The sequence below is a fragment of the Novipirellula rosea genome (genome assembly GCF_039541335.1).
Classification (GTDB): domain Bacteria; phylum Planctomycetota; class Planctomycetia; order Pirellulales; family Pirellulaceae; genus Novipirellula; species Novipirellula rosea.
On sequence record NZ_BAABGA010000008.1, the window covers coordinates 35,303 to 54,617 of the forward strand.

Annotated in this window: 12 protein-coding genes; 7 read left to right on the forward strand and 5 right to left on the reverse strand. The window is 55.4% G+C overall.

The window, feature by feature from the left end:
- Positions 1-215: 215 nt before the first annotated feature.
- The 3 genes from ABD971_RS02610 to ABD971_RS02620 are packed head-to-tail and all read right to left on the reverse strand — an operon-like array spanning position 216 to position 5,389.
- On the reverse strand, positions 216-1,655 hold the full coding sequence (locus ABD971_RS02610; protein WP_345319128.1) for a DUF1501 domain-containing protein: 1,440 nt from the start codon (positions 1,653-1,655) through the stop codon (positions 216-218).
- 39 nt (positions 1,656-1,694) lie between these two features.
- Positions 1,695-4,424 carry a PSD1 and planctomycete cytochrome C domain-containing protein gene (locus ABD971_RS02615; protein ID WP_345319129.1) on the reverse strand — a complete coding sequence of 910 codons (2,730 nt, stop codon included), beginning with the start codon at positions 4,422-4,424 and terminating at the stop codon, positions 1,695-1,697.
- Positions 4,421-5,389 (reverse strand): GntR family transcriptional regulator, encoded by a 969-nt coding sequence (locus ABD971_RS02620; RefSeq protein ID WP_345319131.1) that lies wholly within the window; start codon positions 5,387-5,389, stop codon positions 4,421-4,423. Before ABD971_RS02620 ends, ABD971_RS02615 begins: the two co-directional genes overlap by 4 nt.
- Before the next feature lie 287 nt (positions 5,390-5,676).
- On the opposite strand from ABD971_RS02620, the gene dgoD reads away from it, so the two are divergent.
- The 6 genes from dgoD (at position 5,677) to ABD971_RS02650 (ending at position 16,031) form a co-directional block, all read left to right on the forward strand.
- Positions 5,677-6,855: a galactonate dehydratase gene (gene dgoD, locus ABD971_RS02625; protein WP_345319133.1), complete on the forward strand. Its 1,179-nt coding sequence runs from the start codon at positions 5,677-5,679 to the stop codon at positions 6,853-6,855.
- A gap of 2 nt (positions 6,856-6,857) precedes the next feature.
- Positions 6,858-8,249 carry a neutral/alkaline non-lysosomal ceramidase N-terminal domain-containing protein gene (locus ABD971_RS02630; protein WP_345319135.1) on the forward strand — a complete coding sequence of 464 codons (1,392 nt, stop codon included), beginning with the start codon at positions 6,858-6,860 and terminating at the stop codon, positions 8,247-8,249.
- Positions 8,233-9,150, forward strand: coding sequence for a dihydrodipicolinate synthase family protein (locus ABD971_RS02635; RefSeq protein ID WP_345319137.1), 918 nt, complete (start codon positions 8,233-8,235; stop codon positions 9,148-9,150). The genes ABD971_RS02630 and ABD971_RS02635 overlap by 17 nt, the downstream gene beginning before the upstream one ends.
- On the forward strand, positions 9,151-10,431 hold the full coding sequence (locus ABD971_RS02640) for an MFS transporter (protein WP_345319139.1): 1,281 nt from the start codon (positions 9,151-9,153) through the stop codon (positions 10,429-10,431). It abuts the gene before it with no gap.
- Between the two features lie 508 nt (positions 10,432-10,939).
- Positions 10,940-12,253, forward strand: coding sequence for a DUF3472 domain-containing protein (locus ABD971_RS02645; RefSeq protein ID WP_345319141.1), 1,314 nt, complete (start codon positions 10,940-10,942; stop codon positions 12,251-12,253).
- Between the two features lie 2,911 nt (positions 12,254-15,164).
- A complete protein-coding gene (locus ABD971_RS02650) occupies positions 15,165-16,031 on the forward strand; it encodes a hypothetical protein (RefSeq protein ID WP_345319143.1) in 867 nt (288 codons plus the stop codon).
- A 288-nt stretch (positions 16,032-16,319) separates the two neighbouring features.
- Here ABD971_RS02650 and ABD971_RS02655 read toward each other — a convergent pair whose 3' ends face one another.
- Positions 16,320-16,823, reverse strand: coding sequence for an IS110 family transposase (locus ABD971_RS02655; protein WP_345319145.1), 504 nt, complete (start codon positions 16,821-16,823; stop codon positions 16,320-16,322).
- A 1,465-nt stretch (positions 16,824-18,288) separates the two neighbouring features.
- On the reverse strand, positions 18,289-18,573 hold the full coding sequence (locus ABD971_RS02660; protein WP_345319147.1) for a hypothetical protein: 285 nt from the start codon (positions 18,571-18,573) through the stop codon (positions 18,289-18,291).
- An 83-nt stretch (positions 18,574-18,656) separates the two neighbouring features.
- Here ABD971_RS02660 and ABD971_RS02665 point away from each other — a divergent pair, with 83 nt between their 5' ends.
- Positions 18,657-19,283: a hypothetical protein gene (locus ABD971_RS02665; RefSeq protein WP_345319149.1), complete on the forward strand. Its 627-nt coding sequence runs from the start codon at positions 18,657-18,659 to the stop codon at positions 19,281-19,283.
- The last annotated feature ends 32 nt before the right edge of the window (positions 19,284-19,315 follow it).

The window sequence follows — 19,315 nt, forward strand, 5'->3', positions numbered from 1 at the left end:
TAAAGATTCGTTTCCGGACCTTCATCACCGCTACGGTCCGCCGTTTCGGCCAACGTTGTGAAGTTTTTTCTGTTAACAGGGTTTGTGCATTTTCAACGTAGCGAAAGCCATCAACGGATTTCGTTCCAAGGCGTATTTCCAGCGAAACTCTCGCGCGAGTTCCGCTACGTCGGCTGTGCTCCCACGGTCCCAAACCCAGCGTGCATGACGCAGGGTTACGCGATAATGTCCGTAATGGGATGACCGTGGTCGATTTCCAAACGCTTGCGTCCGGGAAGTTCAAGTTTGCGGGAATCGAGTCCCAATTGCTGCATGATCGTGGCGTGAATGTCGGTGACATAGTGACGGTTTTCGACTGCATGGAACCCGATTTCATCGGTCGCACCATGCACAACGCCGCGTTTCAATCCGCCACCCGCCATCCAAACGGTGAAACCAAAGATGTGATGGTCGCGTCCGTCGGCGCCTTGCGACCCAGGGGTACGTCCAAATTCGGTGGCAAACACCACCAACGTCTCATCGAGCAATCCGCGGCGCTGCAAGTCTTCCAACAGACCGCCGATCGGTTGATCGACCGCCAAAGCGTTCTTGGTGTGGTTTGCTTTTAGCTTGCCGTGAGCGTCCCAGACGCCGGCACCACCGCCGCCATGTTGAATTTGGATAAAGCGAACGCCACGTTCAACCAAACGTCGTGCCGCCAATAACTGCATTCCAAATTCGTTACAGTGGGGCGTCCCAATTCCATACAACGACTTTGTCTCGGCACTCTCTTGCGCGAAATCGACCACCTCGGGTACCGAAGTTTGCATCCGAAAGGCAAGTTCATACGAAGCGATCCTAGCCGCCATCTCGGGGTCCTCGGGATATTCATCGGCACGCATCCCGTTTAGCTGATCCAACAGATCTTTGCCGACCTGGCGTGCCTCGTTGGGAAACGCAATTTCGGGCTGACTGAAATCGAGCGGGTTCTTGGGATCGATTCGTAGCGGGACCGCATCGTGAGCCGGGCCGAGGTAATGACCGTCACGGCTGTTCCAGTACTCGCGTTTGCCGATCGAGATGAACTGAGGCAGATTGTCATTGAGCGAGCCGAGTCCATAATGCACCCAAGCCCCGAGCGTCGGAAAGTCACCATCGTTACGATGACGTCCCGAATGGAATTGTGTTTGCGCCCCGTGGTTGCTGTCGGTCGTATACATCGATCGCACGATCGCCAGCTTGTCGACTTGGTTAGCGACGTGCGGAAACCAATCGCTCACTTCGATGCCGGATTCTCCGTGCTTTTTAAAACCGATCTGCAACGGATACAGTTCGTTGCGTTGGTTGCCGTTGCCGTCGGGTGCAACCAAACGTTCGAGCGCAAGCTTGGCAGGATCCTGAGCCTCGGCGAACGGCGTTTCCGAAATCGTTTTGCCGCCATATTTTGTCAGCATCGGCTTGGGATCAAAGCTTTCCATCTGGCTGACGCCGCCATTCATGAACAACCAAATGACATTCTTGGCCTTCGGCGGAAAATGCGGCTGTCCTGTCGGCGGCGTCCAGCCGATCGAACCCGCATCGGCATCACGCTGCAACAGCGATGCCAACGCGACTGACGACAGCCCCATTCCCATATCGGACAAGAATCGGCGGCGATTCGGGGCAATGTGATTCATAAAACCGTTTCCTTATTCAAACCGCAATTCAAGCGTTTTTTATCGCACCGTCACGAAGTCATTGTGATTGACCAAAACCCAAATGAAGTGGCCGCGTGCTCGCTGCACTGAACCGTCCGCTTGGCCTTCCCAGACCGACAATGCTTTCAGACTCGCGGCGATCTCTGCGTCGTCGGCATCGATCCCCAAGAGTGTCTTGAACGATCGAACAACAAAGTCACGTGCGTCTTCGCCATCGACGGACAAGCGGTCGGCAATCTGTCCCGCCGACGTTAGCACCAGCTTGCTGTTGGTCAGTGCCAAGGCTTGCTGAGGCACGATGCTCTGTTCGCGACGATAACAATCGGTCACAAGCGCCTCGTCAAACATCGTCAAAAACAAATCGCGTTGGTTGTTCGAGTGAAAGAAGTACAGGCTGCGCCGTTTGGATTCCGGCTGCTTGGCCGCAGGAACCGGAGGGCCCCCCATCGTCGGATCAAGCGTTCCGGCTAACGACAGCACGGCATCACGGACGACTTGCGATTCCAAGCGGATCGGAACCCGCCGCCACCAAAGGTGATTGTCGGGATCGATTGCAAGATTAGATTCGGCACCGGCATTGGACGAACTCATTCGATACACGGCCGAGTTTACAATCAAACGGTGCAGATGTTTCATGTTGTAACCGCTATCGATCAACTCGGCGGCAAGCCAATCGAGTAGCGCTGCGTTACTTGGCTTCGCTCCATTGCGGCCCATGTCAAACACGGTTGCAACCAAAGGCTGGCCGAGATGACGAGTCCACAAATGATTCACCGCGACACGAGCAGTCAACGGGTGATTGCGGTCGGTGATCCAGCGTGCCAGTGCCGTGCGGCGGCCGGTACTCTGCGGCGGAAACTCGACCGCAGGATCGTCCTTACCCGTACTCAGGAATCGTGTGGCCGACCACTGCGCGCCAATCAGCGGCGTAAAAGAATCATCGGGAAGAATCTTGGCGGCAAGTGCCTGCTCTGCCTTGTCGAGCTTTACCTGAGCCTTCGCCTGCTCTTTTTCAATCGCTTCGCGTTTATCCTCGGTCGCCTCTCCGAGTCGCTTCTCGACGTCGATCAATGAACGCTTCGCCTGCAGCAGAGAAACTTTCCGTTCTGCTCGAATCGCTGCCGCCTTCGCTGCCATAGCGACTTCTTCACTCGTCGACTCGTCCCACTCCGCTTTCATCGCTTCGTAACGCAGCGAGATGCTTTCATGTTCTGCGTTGGTGATTTCGACGTCCACGCGAGCGAGCTTTAATGCAAATTCAGCAGCGGTGTCGCCCTCGCCCGCCTTTTCCATCGCAGCTTCCGCTTGCTTCCGCTTCGTCTGGACGCTTTTTTGTTTTGCCGTGGCGGCTGCCAAATGGTTCTTGAGCACCCAATCGCGTCGCTCCGGTTGCCACGCCTCGGCCGGCAATGGGATCGGTTGGATGTCGAGAGGGTTCTCGCCGGCAGGTTCAAAATCGAGAAACTCGGGCACGCCGGGCTGAATCACCTTCGATTTGTCAGGATTTCCCTCTTCGCCGCGAATCAACCGGTACGTCGGCGCATCCAGCAACGCGTCAAACGCCCGCGGCAGCCCATCCTTGATCAGGTTGGCTTCACCCGGCAACATGTCCATTCGCACCTGATACGGTTCAAAGAACGCCCGCATTTTGTAAAAGTCGGTGTGCTCGATCGGATCGAATTTGTGGTCATGACATTTTGCACAATCAAACGTCAAACCGAGAAACGCTTTGCCGACATGCTCGACGGTTTCGTCCATCCATTGGTTGCGATTGAACAAGAAAAAGTTTCTCGCTAAATAACCGGTCGCCACGAGTGAATCGGTGTCATTTGGATGTAGCTCGTCACCGGCTAACATCAACCGCACCATTTCGTCGTAGCCGCGATCTTCGTTTAGCGAAGCGACGATCCAATCACGCCAATGCCAGAGATGGCGTTGGCTGTTTCGCAGCTGAGCGTTCAGCCCCCACCAATCGCTATACCGCCAAATGTCCATCCAGTGACGTGCCCATCGCTCGCCATGACGCGGATCCTCAAGCAATCGCTCGACAATTTTTTCATACCAATCGGACGCCTTGTCCGCTTCGGCTGCCGCGATCTCGTCACTGGACGGCGGAATCCCGATCAAATCGAGATACAGACGACGCATCAAAATCGCTCGCGGCGCGTCGGGTTGCGGGGTTAACCCGTTTTCTTCGTGAGCTTTTGCAATAAACGAATCGATCGGGTTGCGAACCCAAGACGCTTTTTTGACCGTTGGGACAACCGGACGCTCGATCGGTTGGAAGGACCAATGATCATCGGGATCGATCTCAGGTTGCTCGTCCTCTGGCGCCGGTGCTCCGCCAGCGATCCAAGCGGACAGTAGTTCAATTTCTGCTTTCGATAACGGTTCACCTTCATGCTCGGGAGGCATTCGATCCTCAACCGATGTCTCACTGACGCGGTCGATTAAAACGCTGTCGGTGGTGTCCCCCGGCGTGAAGACGCCTCCGTCGATCATTAACTCGACCGTATCTAGACGCAGTCCACCTTCCTGCTTGAGCGCTCCGTGGCACGAAAAACAGCGAGTCTTGAACAGCGGTTTGATTTTCGTTTGGTAATCGTCCAGCGACCCGGCGTCGGCTGCCATCGTGCACAGCAAACTACCGCACGCGACCGCAAACCAAAGGCGAACACGATCAAGCACGACCGTGGGCTTGATGCAACGAGGCTGTAAAAGACGACTGCAGTTTGCAACACGCATCATGGCTGCTGGACTCCGTTGGACGTTCGTTTGCGCCCCCCACTCACAGCCAGCGCGATCTGGCTAAACACCGGGTGATGGTCACGAATATGGTGTGACAATTCATTGCGTGCCTTGGTCCAGTTCTGCTCGAGAAGCGCAGTCAAAATCTCGCGATGCTGGCGAGCGGTTTCAAGTGCGGTCGATCGATCACGATCCTCCCACTCGAATAGCAATCGGTAATAACGCCCTTGACGTTCAAAAAACTCGCGGATGTAAACGTTCTGCGATGCATCGATTAAATACGAGTGCAGCGACTCGTCGATCTGCGGCGGTGTGGTGGGTGACGATGACGATGACGATTGCGTGTTGGCCTCTAACATCCGCTGCAAGTCATCGCGACAAAGCTGGTCACGAGACAATTCGAGCGCCTTCAACTCTAACACTTCGCGAACATCGATAAACGCTTCGAGATCACTTTGCCGAAACGGACGCACTTGCCAACCGTGACGCGGGATATGATTGAGCATCCCCTCGCCCGCTAGCCGATGAAAGATATGGCGGATTGCCGATCGACTAATACCATACTTCTCGGCCGTCGCTTCCTCGCGAAGATAGATCGCGTCGCCCTGCAAACTCTGCTGTACCAAATCGTCAACAATTCCCTCATAAGGTCCATCGTACGGATCTTGAGGTGGTTCGGGTGACGAGGTCGGATCCGACTCCGAAGGCTTCGCATCGGCGTCGGCAATCTTGGGCACCTTTGCCGGCGTCAACCGCCGATTGGCCCCCTTTTTTAGCAACCCTTCATCGACCAACTCGGCAATCGCATGACGCACCGGAGTGAAGCTGACGTCGTAATGGTGCGCCAGCGCATCGAGCGTCAACGACGCCGGCAACGCGCGCCCCGAGCGAAGCCGGGCCGCCAAATCGTTCTTGATATAAGTCGAAATCGTGCTCATACGGATAAACATACTTGTCTTTGTCAACAAAAACAAGTAACATTGTCACCAAAAGCAAAAAAGTCGAAAAAGAAGCGGCGATTTTTCCGGTCGACAGTAACGTATCCCGCGAAATTTGGACACTTTTTTGTGTCCGCCCCCACGGGGCCTCAGGCTCCAGCCCAATGCCGTGAACGATTTTTTTTTAAGCCTTCGTGCTTCTTTGGCGTAGCGGAAGTCGTCAAGACTTTCGTCCCGCAGCAAAATACCTCGAAACTCTTAACGAGTTCCGTCACTCCCCATCCCATTTACAACACACGAGATACGAATCACGCATGAAAATTACCGCCATCGAAGCCGTCGTGTGTCATGCGAGGATGCGAAACTGGGTGTTCGTCAAAGTCATCACGGATCAACCGGGGCTGTTTGGCTGGGGCGAAGCGACGCTCGAGTGGCACACGCGGAGCATTGTCGGCGCGATCGAAGATCTGGCGGAATTGATCGTCGGCGAAGATCCCAGCCGCGTCGAACACCTTTGGCAAATGATGTGGCGACAACATTTTTGGCATGGCAACGGTGTCGTGCGATCGACCGCGATTGCCGGAATTGATTTGGCGTTGTGGGATATCGTTGGCAAAATCCACAACGTCCCGGTGCACAAGTTATGGGGCGGCCCCGTGCGTGATTACGTGCGGCTGTACTGTCACCTGGGCGGCGGAAACCTCGACCATTTCTATAACACTCCCGTCGATAACGCCAAACAGTTCGCCGACTTGGCCTCGCAAGCGGTCGCCGACGGATTCACCGCGTTCAAGTCGATGGCGGTCCCGCCGACGATGCCAGTCGAAGGACTGAAGTCGATCAAGGCCGCCACCGCTTGTGTTGCCGCAATGCGTGACGCGGTCGGCGACGACATCGACATCATGGTCGATTGCCATGCACGCCCTTCACCAGCAATGGGGATGCAGTTCGCCAAGGCACTCGATCCCTATGGACTCTATTTTCTCGAAGAGCCATGTTGGCCGGAAAACCTTGATAGCCTGGCCGCCATCAACGCGGCCGTGACCACGCCGATTGCGACGGGCGAACGGTTAACGCATCTGGCGGCGTTTCGTGACCTGTTCGGCGTTCGCGGTTGTGAGATCTGTCAACTTGACCTGACGCACTGCGGTGGATTCAGCGAAGCTCGCCGTATCGCGGCACTCGCCGAGGCTCACCGCATCACACTGGCACCGCACAACCCGCAAGGCCCGGTAAGCACCGCAGCATCGATCGAGTTTGGTTTCTCGCAACCTTCTTACATCATCTGCGAATCGGTGCACGAGGATGTTCCCTGGCGAAACGATGTGGTCGAAGAGGGTTTTACGGTCGATCCCGCAACCCGCACGGTGACGCCCAACACCCGGCCAGGACTGGGGATTTCGATCAATGAGGACGAAGTTCGCAAACATCCGTTCGAGCAAGAGGTTGCCCAGCGAGTGTTTTACCGTGACGGCGCGGTGGGAGATTGGTAAGCATGAACACGAAACAACCTCGCCGCTTTCAGCACGCTTCGTTTCAAGGACGGATCGGAATCGCCCGCGTCGACATCACGCCGCCCGTCGGCGTCTATTCGCGCAATTGGGGCGCCGCGAAACATGATGTCGCCGACTCGATCCATCGACCACTCTCGCTTACCGTGTTGGCATTGGCATCCTCCGCGGACGCCGCCCCCGTTGTCCTGATCGATGCCGACCTTGGTTGGTGGAAGACACCTGCAACGTATGACGAATTCCAGCAGCGTCTGCACGCGGAACTTTCGCTCGAACCAGGGCATTTGATCTTCGCACTAACGCACACGCACGCCGGACCGCCGCTGATGCAGCCCGACGCTTCGTTGCCTGGCAGTGATCTGCTGCAGCAATGGATGGCATCGCTAGTTCAGCGAACGGTTGATGCGGTACGCCAAGCTCGCCAATCAATGTTCGCCGCCACATTGGATTGGCATACTGGAACGTGCTCATTGGCGACCGTGCGTGATTTGCCTGACCCGAATCCCGATAAAGCACGCTATCTGTGTGGTTACGATCCCGATGGCGAGCCTGATGACACGTTGGTGCTGGGGCGCATCACGGACGAACAGGGCAAGCTACGTGGCACGCTGGTCAATTACGCATGCCACCCAACGACGTTGGCTGCGGAAAACACCGCGATCTCACCCGACTACGTCGGCGCGATGCGTGAAACAATGGAAAACGCCACCTCCGCTCCGGCAATGTTTTTGCTGGGAATGTGTGGCGATCTCGCCCCGCGTTACCAATACGTCGGCGACCCCGAGGTAGCGGATCGACATGGGCGCCAACTCGGTTTCGCCGCACTGGCGACACTAAACGACATGGAGCCTGCCGGCAAGTCGCTGGTTTATGCTGGAGCACTCGAATCCGGAGCACCGCTGGCGATTTGGAAGCACCAAACCGTCCAAGCGTCCAGCGAATTGTCGGCGACCCGCAGTACGGTGGCGCTGCCGCTAAAGGATTGGCCTTCGGCCGACGAACTCGAACGCCAACGCTTGGCATGCACCGACCGCGCCCTCGAAGAACGACTAAGGCGTCGACGCGACATCCGTCTTGGCATCGGCGACGGCCAAACTTTCGATCTTCCTATCTTTGCGTGGCGGATCGGTGATGCGGTGTTGGTGGGCAGTTGCTGTGAACCGTATTCAATGCTGCAACAAGAACTTCGCCGACGCTTCAAGGATCGCACTTTGATTTGCATGAACTTGATCAATGGTTCGATCGGCTATTTGCCGCCCGCCGCACTTTATGACACCGACGTCTATCCCGTATGGCAGTCCCCGTTTGATCGTGGATGCTTAGAAACAACCCTCGAAGCCATGACCGGAGTCATTAACGATGTGCTCAGCCGTTAACAAGTCGCTGCACGGAGTGCTGCCTGTGCTGCACACCCCGTTTGACGACAAGTATGAGATCGACGCGAAAACGCTGCAGCGTGAAATGGATTGGGCCTTTCAAACGGGTGCCGATGGCGTTGTCGTAGCGATGGTGAGCGAGATTTTGCGACTCGGTTACCACGGCCGCAAACGACTGGCGGAAATCGTTTGCGAAGCCGCCGACGGCCGAGGATTCACCGTCATCAGTGTCGGTTCCGAGAGCACCGCCGAAGCGATCGAGTTTGCCAAACATGCCGAAGCGAGCGGAGCGAGTGCCGTGATGGCGATCCCCCCCGTGGCCACCAGTTTAGGTGCAGACGCGACTCGCGATTACTTTTCTGCGATCGCAAGTAGCATCTCGATTCCGTTGGTGGTCCAAGATGCATCGGGTTACGTTGGGGCTGCGATTGACCTCAGCGTCTACCTGGATCTGCTGGAGCAATTCGGCAACGAACGCATTTTGTTTAAACCCGAAGCAAGTCCGCTGGGGCCGAATCTTTCCAAACTTCGCGACGCCACGGCGGGCCAGGCCCGGATATTTGAAGGTTCCGGGGGCATCAATCTGGTCGATTGTTATCGTCGCGGGATCGCAGGAACGATGCCCGGCACCGATCTGTTGGACGGGATCGTCGCGTTATGGCGAGCGCTGGACGATGGCGATGACGACCGCGTTTATCAATTGTCGTTGCCGATTTGTGCGATCGTCGCCTTGCAATTGCAGGCGGGGCTCGATGGGTTTCTGGCAATCGAAAAATATCTGCTCAAGAAACGAGGTATCTTCGCGAACACGATTCAAATCCAGCCGACGGCGTGGCAAATCGACGAGGAAACGCGGGCCGAAGTGGACCGGTTGTTCGAGCGAATGCAGGCGGCATTGTAGATGGCCGTTGCCCCCACCACGATCCGCTACCGCACGCTGACTTGGTTGACGCTTGCCGCAGCGATTGCCTACCTATGCCGCAACGCCGTGGGTGTGGCCGAGAGCACGGTTCGCGAAGACCTCGGGTTCACGCTCGAGCAATCGGGTTGGTTCATGGGAGCGTTCTTTTGGACCTATTCGCTTTTCCAAGTCCCCAGCGGCTGGTTGGCCGAGCGGTGGGGCACACGATTCACGCTCAGCTTGTTTGCGTTCGCGTGGTCCGTTGCCACGTTTGGAATTGGCGTTGCACCAGGGTTTGGGTTGCTGATCGTGGCCCAGTTAGTGATGGGAGTGGCACAGGCCGGCATTTTCCCTGCATCCTGCAATTCCATCGGTCACTGGATGCCGCTGGGCCAGCGTTCGCTGAGCTGTGGAATTTTGGCGGCCGGGATGCAAGGAGGCGCAATCCTGGCCAGCGCACTTACCGGTTTACTGATCGCCCCGTTGGGTTGGCGATGGGTGTTCGTGGGTTTTGCCGTTCCCGGCATCTTGTGGACAATCGGGTTCTACTTGCGGTTCCGTAACGATCCCAGCCAAGATTCGCGAGTGAACGATTCCGAATTAGCGTTGATCCAAGCGGCACGTTCACCCGCGATCGATCCGGCGGCCGCGAATTCAATCAGCGAGTGGCGTGAGCTTCTCGCCATCGCCCGTTCGCCCGTGATGTTTTGGCTATGTGGACAACAGATCTGTCGTGGATCGGGGTACATGTTTTTCGCCAGCTGGTTTCCCACATTTTTGCAAGAGACACGCGGCGTGTCGGTTGCGGAATCAGGCTACCTACAAGGTCTGGTGTTGGCCGGAACGTTAACCGGCAGCATCTTTGGTGGCACGCTAGTGGATTGGATCTGGCGTCGCACGGGCAGCCTACGACTGAGCCGCAGCGGAGTCGGGGCGACGTTCCTGGCCGCTTGTGCGGTACTGATCGTCGCCGCATGGTTTGTGCAAAGCGCAGTGTTGGCGGTCGCGTTATTGTCACTGGGATCGTTCCTGGCAGCACTCGCAGGTCCGTGTGCGTTTGCCGCGACGATCGACATCGGTGGCCCCCGGGTCCCGCAAGTGTTTGGGCTGATGAACATGGTCGGCAACCTCGCCGCCGCGGCTTGCCCGATCCTGGTGGGCTGGTTGTTCCAGTGGACATCGAACTGGAATTTGGTACTGCTAATGTTTGCCGGTGTTTACTTGGTCGGGGCAATTTGCTGGGTGTTCGTGAACCCTCAAAAACAAATTGACGGCGTTTAATCCGTTGAAAGTGGGGTCGAGGCCGTTCGCAGTAACGGAGGGGTAATATCCCCCGCCGGATGAAAGTCGATCGGGTTCGGCATCCTTAAAACACAACGGCGGCAGATTCGAGACCATTCGCGATTTTCGCTTTTGAAACCAGTGTTCTCGGGATGCAAGAAACACAAAAGTTCGCTGTTCATGCTAAAACGTATCGCGGAACAAGCGAAAAAAGTTTCGAGTTGGACCGGTTCCCACCGGCTGTCCTCGACAGCGTGATCGACTCGGGCCGGTAAGAACCGGCCCTACTTGCTGTTCGGCGAATTACGAAAGCCTTGACGGCTTGTTGATTTAGTCCAAATGCGAATTGCCCTGGTGAGCCGTGGGCCGTAAGGCACCGGGTGCCGCGTGGGACCCGGCCGCTGACGCGTCACGGCTCAATAAATCAACAAGTCGTTGACGAATTCCGCTACCAGTTTTCTCGCAACAAAATTATTGCTCAATCAACCACAGGTGTCTCAGAACCTTCATGGCAACACTCAATCCTTCTGCATCGACAAAGATTTTTCTGGCGACCTTGTTTGCGATTCCAATGATCGCAGCGTCCGCATTGGCTGGCCAGTGGTCCGTGCCGCTGGCGGGGAACACCTTTCACAGTTCGCCGGCGGAAGACGGTGCGGTCTTTAATCGAGACGGCACGCTGCGGTTTACCGATGCAAACGAAGTCTACAGCGTCTACTTTCACGTCGATCGCCCCGGCAACCTCAAGCTCGGTGCTGCGGGTCGTGCGGCGAGAGGCAACGCCACGATCGAAGCCCGAGTGGGCGAGACAACATTCACGGCCACTCTGCGAGGCGAACCTACACGCGTCTACCCTTTGGGCGAGATCAAGGTCGATGGGCCTGATTATGTTGAGGTGCAACTCACGTGCACACAGCGAGAGGATTCCGCGAAGATCGAGCTTGATGAATTGCGGGTCAGCAGCAGTGATCAGGATTTATCGCTCGACTTTGTCAAAAACAACGACGGCAACATGTTTTATTGGGGTCGCCGAGGCCCTTCGGTGCACCTGAGTTATCGGCTGCCCAAGGAAACGAAGCTGACGTACGCGTACAGTGAAATCACGGTCCCCAAAGGGCAGGACCCAATCGGTTCGTATTTCATGGCCAACGGGTTTGGCGAAGGCTACTTTGGTTTTCAAGTCAACAGCGAAACGCAGCGCCGCGTCTTGTTCTCGGTCTGGAGTCCATTTCGCACCGACAACCCCAAAGAGATTCCGGAGTCAGATCGAGTGCTGACGACTGCCAAGGGCAAGGAAGTGAGCGCACAAGATTTTGGCAACGAGGGTTCAGGTGGCCAAAGTTTTTTGGTTTACCCGTGGAAGGCAGGATCGACTTATCGTTTTTTAACCGAGGTCAAACCGGATGGCGATGGCAACACGCAGTACACATCGTGGTTCGGCGACAAGGACAAGAACGAGTGGCGACTGATCGCCAGTTTTCGGCGTCCCAAGACCGACAAGCATTTAACGGGCTTCCATTCGTTTCTAGAAAACTTCGCTCCGAATACGGGGCATATTGAGCGAACGGCAAACTACGCCAACCAATGGGTTTGCGACGTTGAGGGCAAGTGGCATGAGATCACGCGAGCGAAATTCACGGGCGACAATACAGCACGAGGCCGTCATCGACTCGATTTCGCAGGCGGCAGCGAGCAATCACATTTCTTTCTGCGGAACTGCGGTTTCTTTAGTGCGAACGTCAAGCTCGACCAAATTTTTGAGCGTGCCTCCACTGCCCGCCAGCAACCGAAAATCGATTTCGCTGGCCTGCCCCGAGGTTAAGTAGCACAGGCTGTCGGGCTCGTCGTCAGTCGGGGAAATGTCGCTTGAGGGATCTTTAGCAAGATCCACTACCGGAAGTGCGTCATGATCGCGGAGCGATCAGCGACAATGGCGATTGAATTTACAGGAAGATGGGTGACAGGAAGATAAAGAACGAGGTGTAGCGAAAGTCGCGGAGACTTTTGGAAATGTAGTGCAGGCTGCCAGACTCGTTACCTGCATCCCTCCCAGCCCTCCGACTTCACCTCCCCGGCAGCTTTGCTGTGGAGGAGGTCGGATGGAGCCTTTTCAGCGGAATCCCGGCGGGGGCGCCCCCAGCTCGCTCGAACGTCACCATCTGTCACCTCAGCCACCTCACCCAGCGCAGCAGGGAGAAGTCGAGCAGAGCCTTTTGGCGATTGCTCGGGTGAGGGCCTGCCTCCAGCTTTATCGAACGCAACACCAACTTCACCTCCCACACCCGGCTCATCGTCGCTCATTTGATGAGCAACCGCAGCGTGAAACGCGCACATCACTCAGCATCCCGAAGTCCCGGTAGGGACGACAGCGTATAGCCCACGGCGTAAGCCGTGGGTTCCCGAAAGAACCAAGGTCGAAGCCCCGAAAGGGGCGGCAGAAAACGCTACGTCCACCGCCTCCATCTGCCACCTCTCCCGAGCGCAGCACGGGAGAGGTCGGACGGGCCCTTCAGGGCCTCGTCCGGGTGAGGGCCTGTCTCGATCTCACTCGCACCGCACATCAATTCCGCGTCCGCCCGGCTTGCCCCACCCTCCCGTAGTGGATCTTGCTAAAGATCCCGCCCCAAAACGACCGTCAACCACTCTCAGCCAAACCCATTCAGTCACAACTCCGTATCACGGCAGATGCCCTCGTCGCAAACGCAAGCAACAAATACGCGGTCTTATTTGAACAGGAGTAAACAGAGGCAAGAGAGTTACAAGTCACGTATTCTCCATCTGCCACCTCTCCCGAGCGCAGCACGGGAGAGGTCGGACGGGCCCTTTAGGCCTCGTCCGGGTGAGGGCCTGTCTCGATCTCACTAGCAACGCACACCAATTCCGCGTCCGCCCGGCTTGCCCCACCCTCCCGTAGTGGATCTTGCTAAAGATCCCGCCCCAAAACGACCGTCAACCACTCTCCGCCGACCCCATTCAGTCACAACTCCGTATCACGGCAGATGCCCTCGTCGCAAACGCAAGGATTGATTGCGCGGACATTTGAACAGGAGCAAACAGAGGAAACGGAGTTACAAGTCACGTGTCCTCCATCCTGCCACCTCTCCCGAGCGCAGCACGGGAGAGGTCGGACGGGCCCTCAAGGCCTCGTCCGGGTGAAGTTCTGTCTCCAGCTCACTCGCACCGCCCACCAACTCCGCATCTGTTCCGCCTAGTCCCAGTTTCCCGTACTGGATCTTACTAAAGATCCCGCTCCTAGACGACCGTCAACCACACACAGCCAAGCTCATTCAATCACAGCAGTTGCCCACCTCGCAAACTCTAACGTAGATTGCGCGGACAATTCGAACAGGAGCAAACAGAGGCAACAGAGTTACAAGTCGCCTCATCTCTATCGTATTCCTTATCTCCCGTTAAATGACTTTTCCCGCACTCGCATCGAGCCGTCACATCCAACCATTTTAAAATTTGCAATTGTCAATTTAACCTTTTCAATCTCCCAACTCCTCACTCATCGAATCGATCAACTGCATAACAAAAAACACCCCACCGCGACGGATGCTTGCAGGACCGCCTCCTGCTCGCCACGGCAAGATAAATACGTGAACTGACGTGCTTGTGAATTTCCGCCTGGAGGACAGCCACTTCAACGCGCACGGCTGCGGGACATTTCCGCGCCAGTGCTTTCGGCAATCACCCGATTCGGCAAAGAGAAGCTGGCCAAATCGGTCCTGTGGAGCAGATTCCGCCCCGGTTGCGGTGGCCCCACAGCAAAGGTCATCTCCCACGGCCACGGCCATACAAAGCAGGGTGCGTTTCGGAGTGCTGATTCGTTTTTACCGCAGTCCTGCATCGCCGTAGCACTATCTTTGCTGATTTTTTGCATGGCTGCATGACAGGTCAATGCCTCGGATGGAAAATTAGTTTACAATTTTGCTTGACCCAAGAATCGAGTCCCCCCATACTCGGCGGTCGCCAACCGGCGATAACACTCCCTCGCACCGGCGATAACACTCCACGTGTCACCGAGGGAGCCGAAGGTACAAACGGCGATAACACCCCCAGGCCCCACTTATCGCCACCACAACCAGCGATAATTACTTCGTTATCCGTGCTATCGTAAGACAATCAACAATCGAGGCGTCAAAATGAGTTCATCAGAAACGCCCCTGCTACTACCTGCACCACGCAACAAGGGCACGTCAGCTCTGAGGATATTTTGGATCGGACCTGGATTCATCGTCGGGCTTATTGCTAACACCTTGGTTTTCCTCGGCCCATCTACGACGTTTTCCTCGACGTTCGGTGCACCATTAAACGCCGCGGCGGTGTTTGCTACTGTCGCCCTTACCGCTGCTTCGCTATCAATTCTCTACTATTCAGCAAGAAGGAAACTTCTCAAGCCATTAGATTTCCGGTGCCTAGCGTGTGTTGCCGCAGGAGCGATAACTTCGTTCATTGGCTTTGTTTTACTCGAAGGAATTGCGCGCGCGGGTGTATGGGAACCGTTCGAAACTACGGGGTTCACTAGGTTCGTGACACTAATTGGAATTACACTGGCGCTCTCATCAGTTAGTGTAGAAGCCTCGGGACGCCTTACTCGAAGCCTGTATGGAGCCCATACCGACGGATAACCAAAAATTGCAACGGAGCGACGGGCTACGGTTTTTCGATTGGCAAATTCTTTTGGCCGTCGCCCGCTGAATTTGGACGTTCTGTCAATCATGGAGTGAGTCTTGAAGCGTAAATCAATTGCCTTTCTGAAAATCGCTGCAATTGCGATTGGAGCCGTATTGGCGCTGCTGCAGATCTGGGATTGGTTTACCAAACCTTCAGACGATTTGAGAGCGACCGCCACTTTTTCCGAAGTTCACCTTCCTCCGACATTAGACAGCCATCTTAACGCGGTCGAAACACGACTTGCTTCTACGGAACTGATCGGTGAGCTCGCTGAAGGCACGTACATCGACGACAAAACTGAAGAAGGCAAACGGCTTGCCGAACGGGAAGCGGAACGTATTTTGCGGACTATTCGCCGCGAAGTTCCGACTGACGTACCGTTCGAGGTTTCGAGAGTCAGCGGTTGTTACGTAATGGAGGTAAGTAACGCCGGCAACTCCGCACTTTCAGATGTGCAAGTTGTCGTTCCAAGTGCTCGCGTATCCGAGTTGGTTCGTGAAGATGATTCAAATACTATCTCTATTACACGCGGTGTAGTGAGTGTTGGCAACCTTCAGCCACGGGAAGTCGTCAAAGTATCGGTTTGGGCAGATTCGATCTACTCCCCATATAGCAGCGAAGGAATCCGCCTCACACACTCTACTGGTGTCGGTAGCGTATCAATCTACGCGGCAGCGAGTCCGTTCGCGCAATGGATAGATCGATGGGGCATCTTTGCCATCGTGACGGGCTCATTGCTCGCCTTGTCCATCGGGGCGACCCTGTTTCCAGTGCTTCAAGAGATCTTTTCTTCGACGTCGCCCGAACCAGATTCTAATATTGAATCTGGAATCGAAGAAGACAGAACCATGCCATCCACCGGAGATCGCGATCCGACAAATTTGGCGATTAAAGAACAAACGCGCGATCCCGGTGATGGCTAACGACTATGAAGTCCGAGGTTGGCAAGTGGCTCCCAGATGTTTTCTCTTGTCTTATTTCATTGTTTTTTCCGCTTGTGGTGGTGAGGTGCCGTCGCCGGAGGTATTTTTCGGTCGCTCGCCCGTCAGTGGCGACCGAAAAATGACGCAGGCGAAAGGCACTGGCAGTCGCGTCGGTTGACTCGAGTTGCGATACGGTCAATTCCGGCTCTGCCGGCGAATCAATCAAGGAGTTGGATTAAACGACTATTCGAGGTGTGAACGCTCTTTGTCCTGGTGGGCCGGCGTGCTTCACGTCGGCGGCGTCCACTCAGTTATCCGTGCACGGTTCCAGCCTCTTGGTTCGGCTAGCAGCGTGTCTTGGCGTTCGCTTGCCTGGAGGCGTCTAGTGAGCAGCAAGCGTCTTCCTTCGGTACGGTATTTGACCAGAGAGCGAAATTCACGGTGCTGCGGCGATGGCGTGTGGACGGCTTTGAGTTCTCCCATGGCAGCCATGCGAGCGAGTTTCAGTGCGTCGTCACGGTCGGTTTTGCGTTTGACGTTGGCCCACCGCCAAGCTTCCTCGTTGGTGCTGCAGACAAGAGTCTCCAGTCCGAAACTTTGCGCCAAATCATTGATCCAGCCCGAAGGGCCGCACGCTTCCATGACGACGAGATCCGCTTTCGCAGTTTTGAAGATGCTGGCGATGTGTTCCCGGTTGGTGGGCGTGGTGAGGAACTTGGATTTTCTGGTTTTGGAGTTGAAGAAGCAGGCGACGGAGTTGAATTTGCCGAGATCTAATGCGAGAATCTTCATGTGTCCTTTGATCCTTGTGTTTGGTGGGTGGAGTGAATGTGACCGGCAGCCGCACGCTGCCGAGATCACGGGTCCGAGTCGCCAGTTATTTTGAACAAATGGCTCCCACCCATCAAACCTCGGACTTACATGGATTCTTTCGCCTACGCAGAGCCTCTCACCCAATGTCGGGTCGTTCGGCGATTCAAAAGCAGGGCATTTGCATCTAATGTCGGGCTGCCTATTTCCACTCACGATCGATTTGTTCTGCGATTCCGGCGGTGGTACAATCCTCTTGTCGAGGGTACTTGGCAGTGACTCATGATGCTACGTGTGTGGCGAACCATGCCGGTGCACCCGAGCACTCAAAAAACTATTTCCTAATGGTCAATTTTCCGTTCGTGCCAGGTGACCTCAACCGTTATGCCTTTGATGTTTCCTTCCTCTCTTTCTCAAAAGCCGGCGCATAGCGAGACCGAACTCTGCTTTGATGATTGCTTCTGGCATGCTAACTTGATCGATATCGACCTCTTCCAATCACTCGAATCCATTCGACTCATTACTGCGCCAGAAGTCGTTCCGTGCATGCCTGATCCTCGTGCACTCACCGAAGTTAGTTTCTACGATGTCTCCGAATTCGCGATCCGCGAAGTCGGAGCAAACTAACCATTGCGCAATGATGGACCGCGCGCATGGTCGATTGGAGATGCGGAACTTTCGGATTCTGATGGCAGCATCGTCGTGCGAATTCATAGCCGCTGGACACCGTCGATATTCATCAAATGCGCGCGATATGAATGTGCGTTGCTCCCGCTCGATTTTCGCGCTAAGATGAAACTCGAAGGGAACGCTTTCGTTAGCCGCACCTTGCACCGCTAGCCCCAATCACCAATTGGGGGCATAACCATGACATCGCTTTACGCTTGCTTGTCAAGCGGAATTTTTAATTGGCGGCAAGCGAGCCGATTCTTCGAGCTCGCGTTAAGCCGCGATGCTCGTTTGAACTTGGCTTCGCTGAGTGATTTTCCCACTTCCGCCTCGCAATTTGCTTTCACTTTTTCTGACTTCGCTGGCGCGTCCTTTCGATCAGACGTCTCGAACCGAATCCTACACTGGCGAAGTTCGCATTTGGGCTCTCTCTAAGGGAGCGGCATTGAGCTTACTCATTGGCCATGTCGTAAGATAAAAATGTAACCGGTGTGACAGGACTCAGGACTCAGGACTCAGGACTCAGGACTCAGGACTCAGGACTCAGGACTCAGACAAGGAGACAAGGAGACAAGGAGACAAGGAGACAAGGAGTGAGGAGTGAGGAGTGAGGAGTGAGGAGTGAGGAGTGAGGAGTGCGCGGCAGGTGATGGCGGATGTAAGACAGAAAGATTGTTGCGACAGAAAGATTTTCAAGACGAAGTAACGCGTGCCTCATCGTTCTGCCTTCATCTTTTTGTCAACCATGTTTTTGCCTGGGGGTTGATCATTTGCGAGGCTAGCGTCTAACTGCATTTGTGGTGGCCAAGTCGCGTCGATCATTGGACATTGAGTTGTTCATTCGCGGTGATTCGCGGGCAAGCGTTTGCGAGCGGTATTCGCTGCGAATCAGAGGGATTTCCACGGGATAAGTGCTGGTGGCGCGGACTTGATCGCGATTGAAGAGTGCAAAGTGATGCCAGGTGAGACGTGTCCGCTGGGAGCCGGATGCGCCGGCGGCGCCAGTCCGGTTCTGAGAGCGTTCGGTGATCAATTGGACAAGGATCAAGCATTGTGACACCACAAGGAGAAATCGCTGGCAAACCTTGAACACAAAGCTTAACCTAAACCGAAGAGACCTCCGTCTACTCGCCCGAGGTCGCGGTCTTGAGTTTAATGAAGCTGAACGTCAACCGCCGCGACTCGGTTCCGCCCACCGTTCGCCGACTGAATATACAGCGACACCATCACGATTCTGCGACGTCGCCAATGACCATTGACGAGTATTCTCAGACGCTATTGGACGCCCTGATCGACGAACTTGCCATTGCGATCCCACGGGCCTTTACTTCACTGTCCGATGAGTTTGCTGACCTTTGCGGATTCGCAATTGGCACGACACGATTGCTTGAGTTTATCGTTCCGGTTTTCCAACGCCAACGCGAACTTTCATCCGACAGCGGTGATTTCGCCAGGTTCTTTCCGCCTGAATGGGCAGTCCTAAACAGTCGCGATCGAAGCGATACATTCGGTGACGGAGTTGAAACTGCTCGAAAACGCCTTGAGACGCATTGCAGTGCAGGCGATTACGATTTGCGTGCCTCGGTCTCGGACGCATTCTTGGGTTCACTTCTCTCGCTGCTTGTTGATCTTGTTAGAAACAATCAGCTAGGGCAGAAGACCAACGAGCGCTACTTGACAATTTGGATCGCTGGTGATGATCTTGAATGGATAATCAAAGCATCCGAACGGCTCAATACTCCCGAGCTACATCAGCGGGTTCTAAGTATGTAGAATTGGACCACATCAACGGTCAACCATCCAAA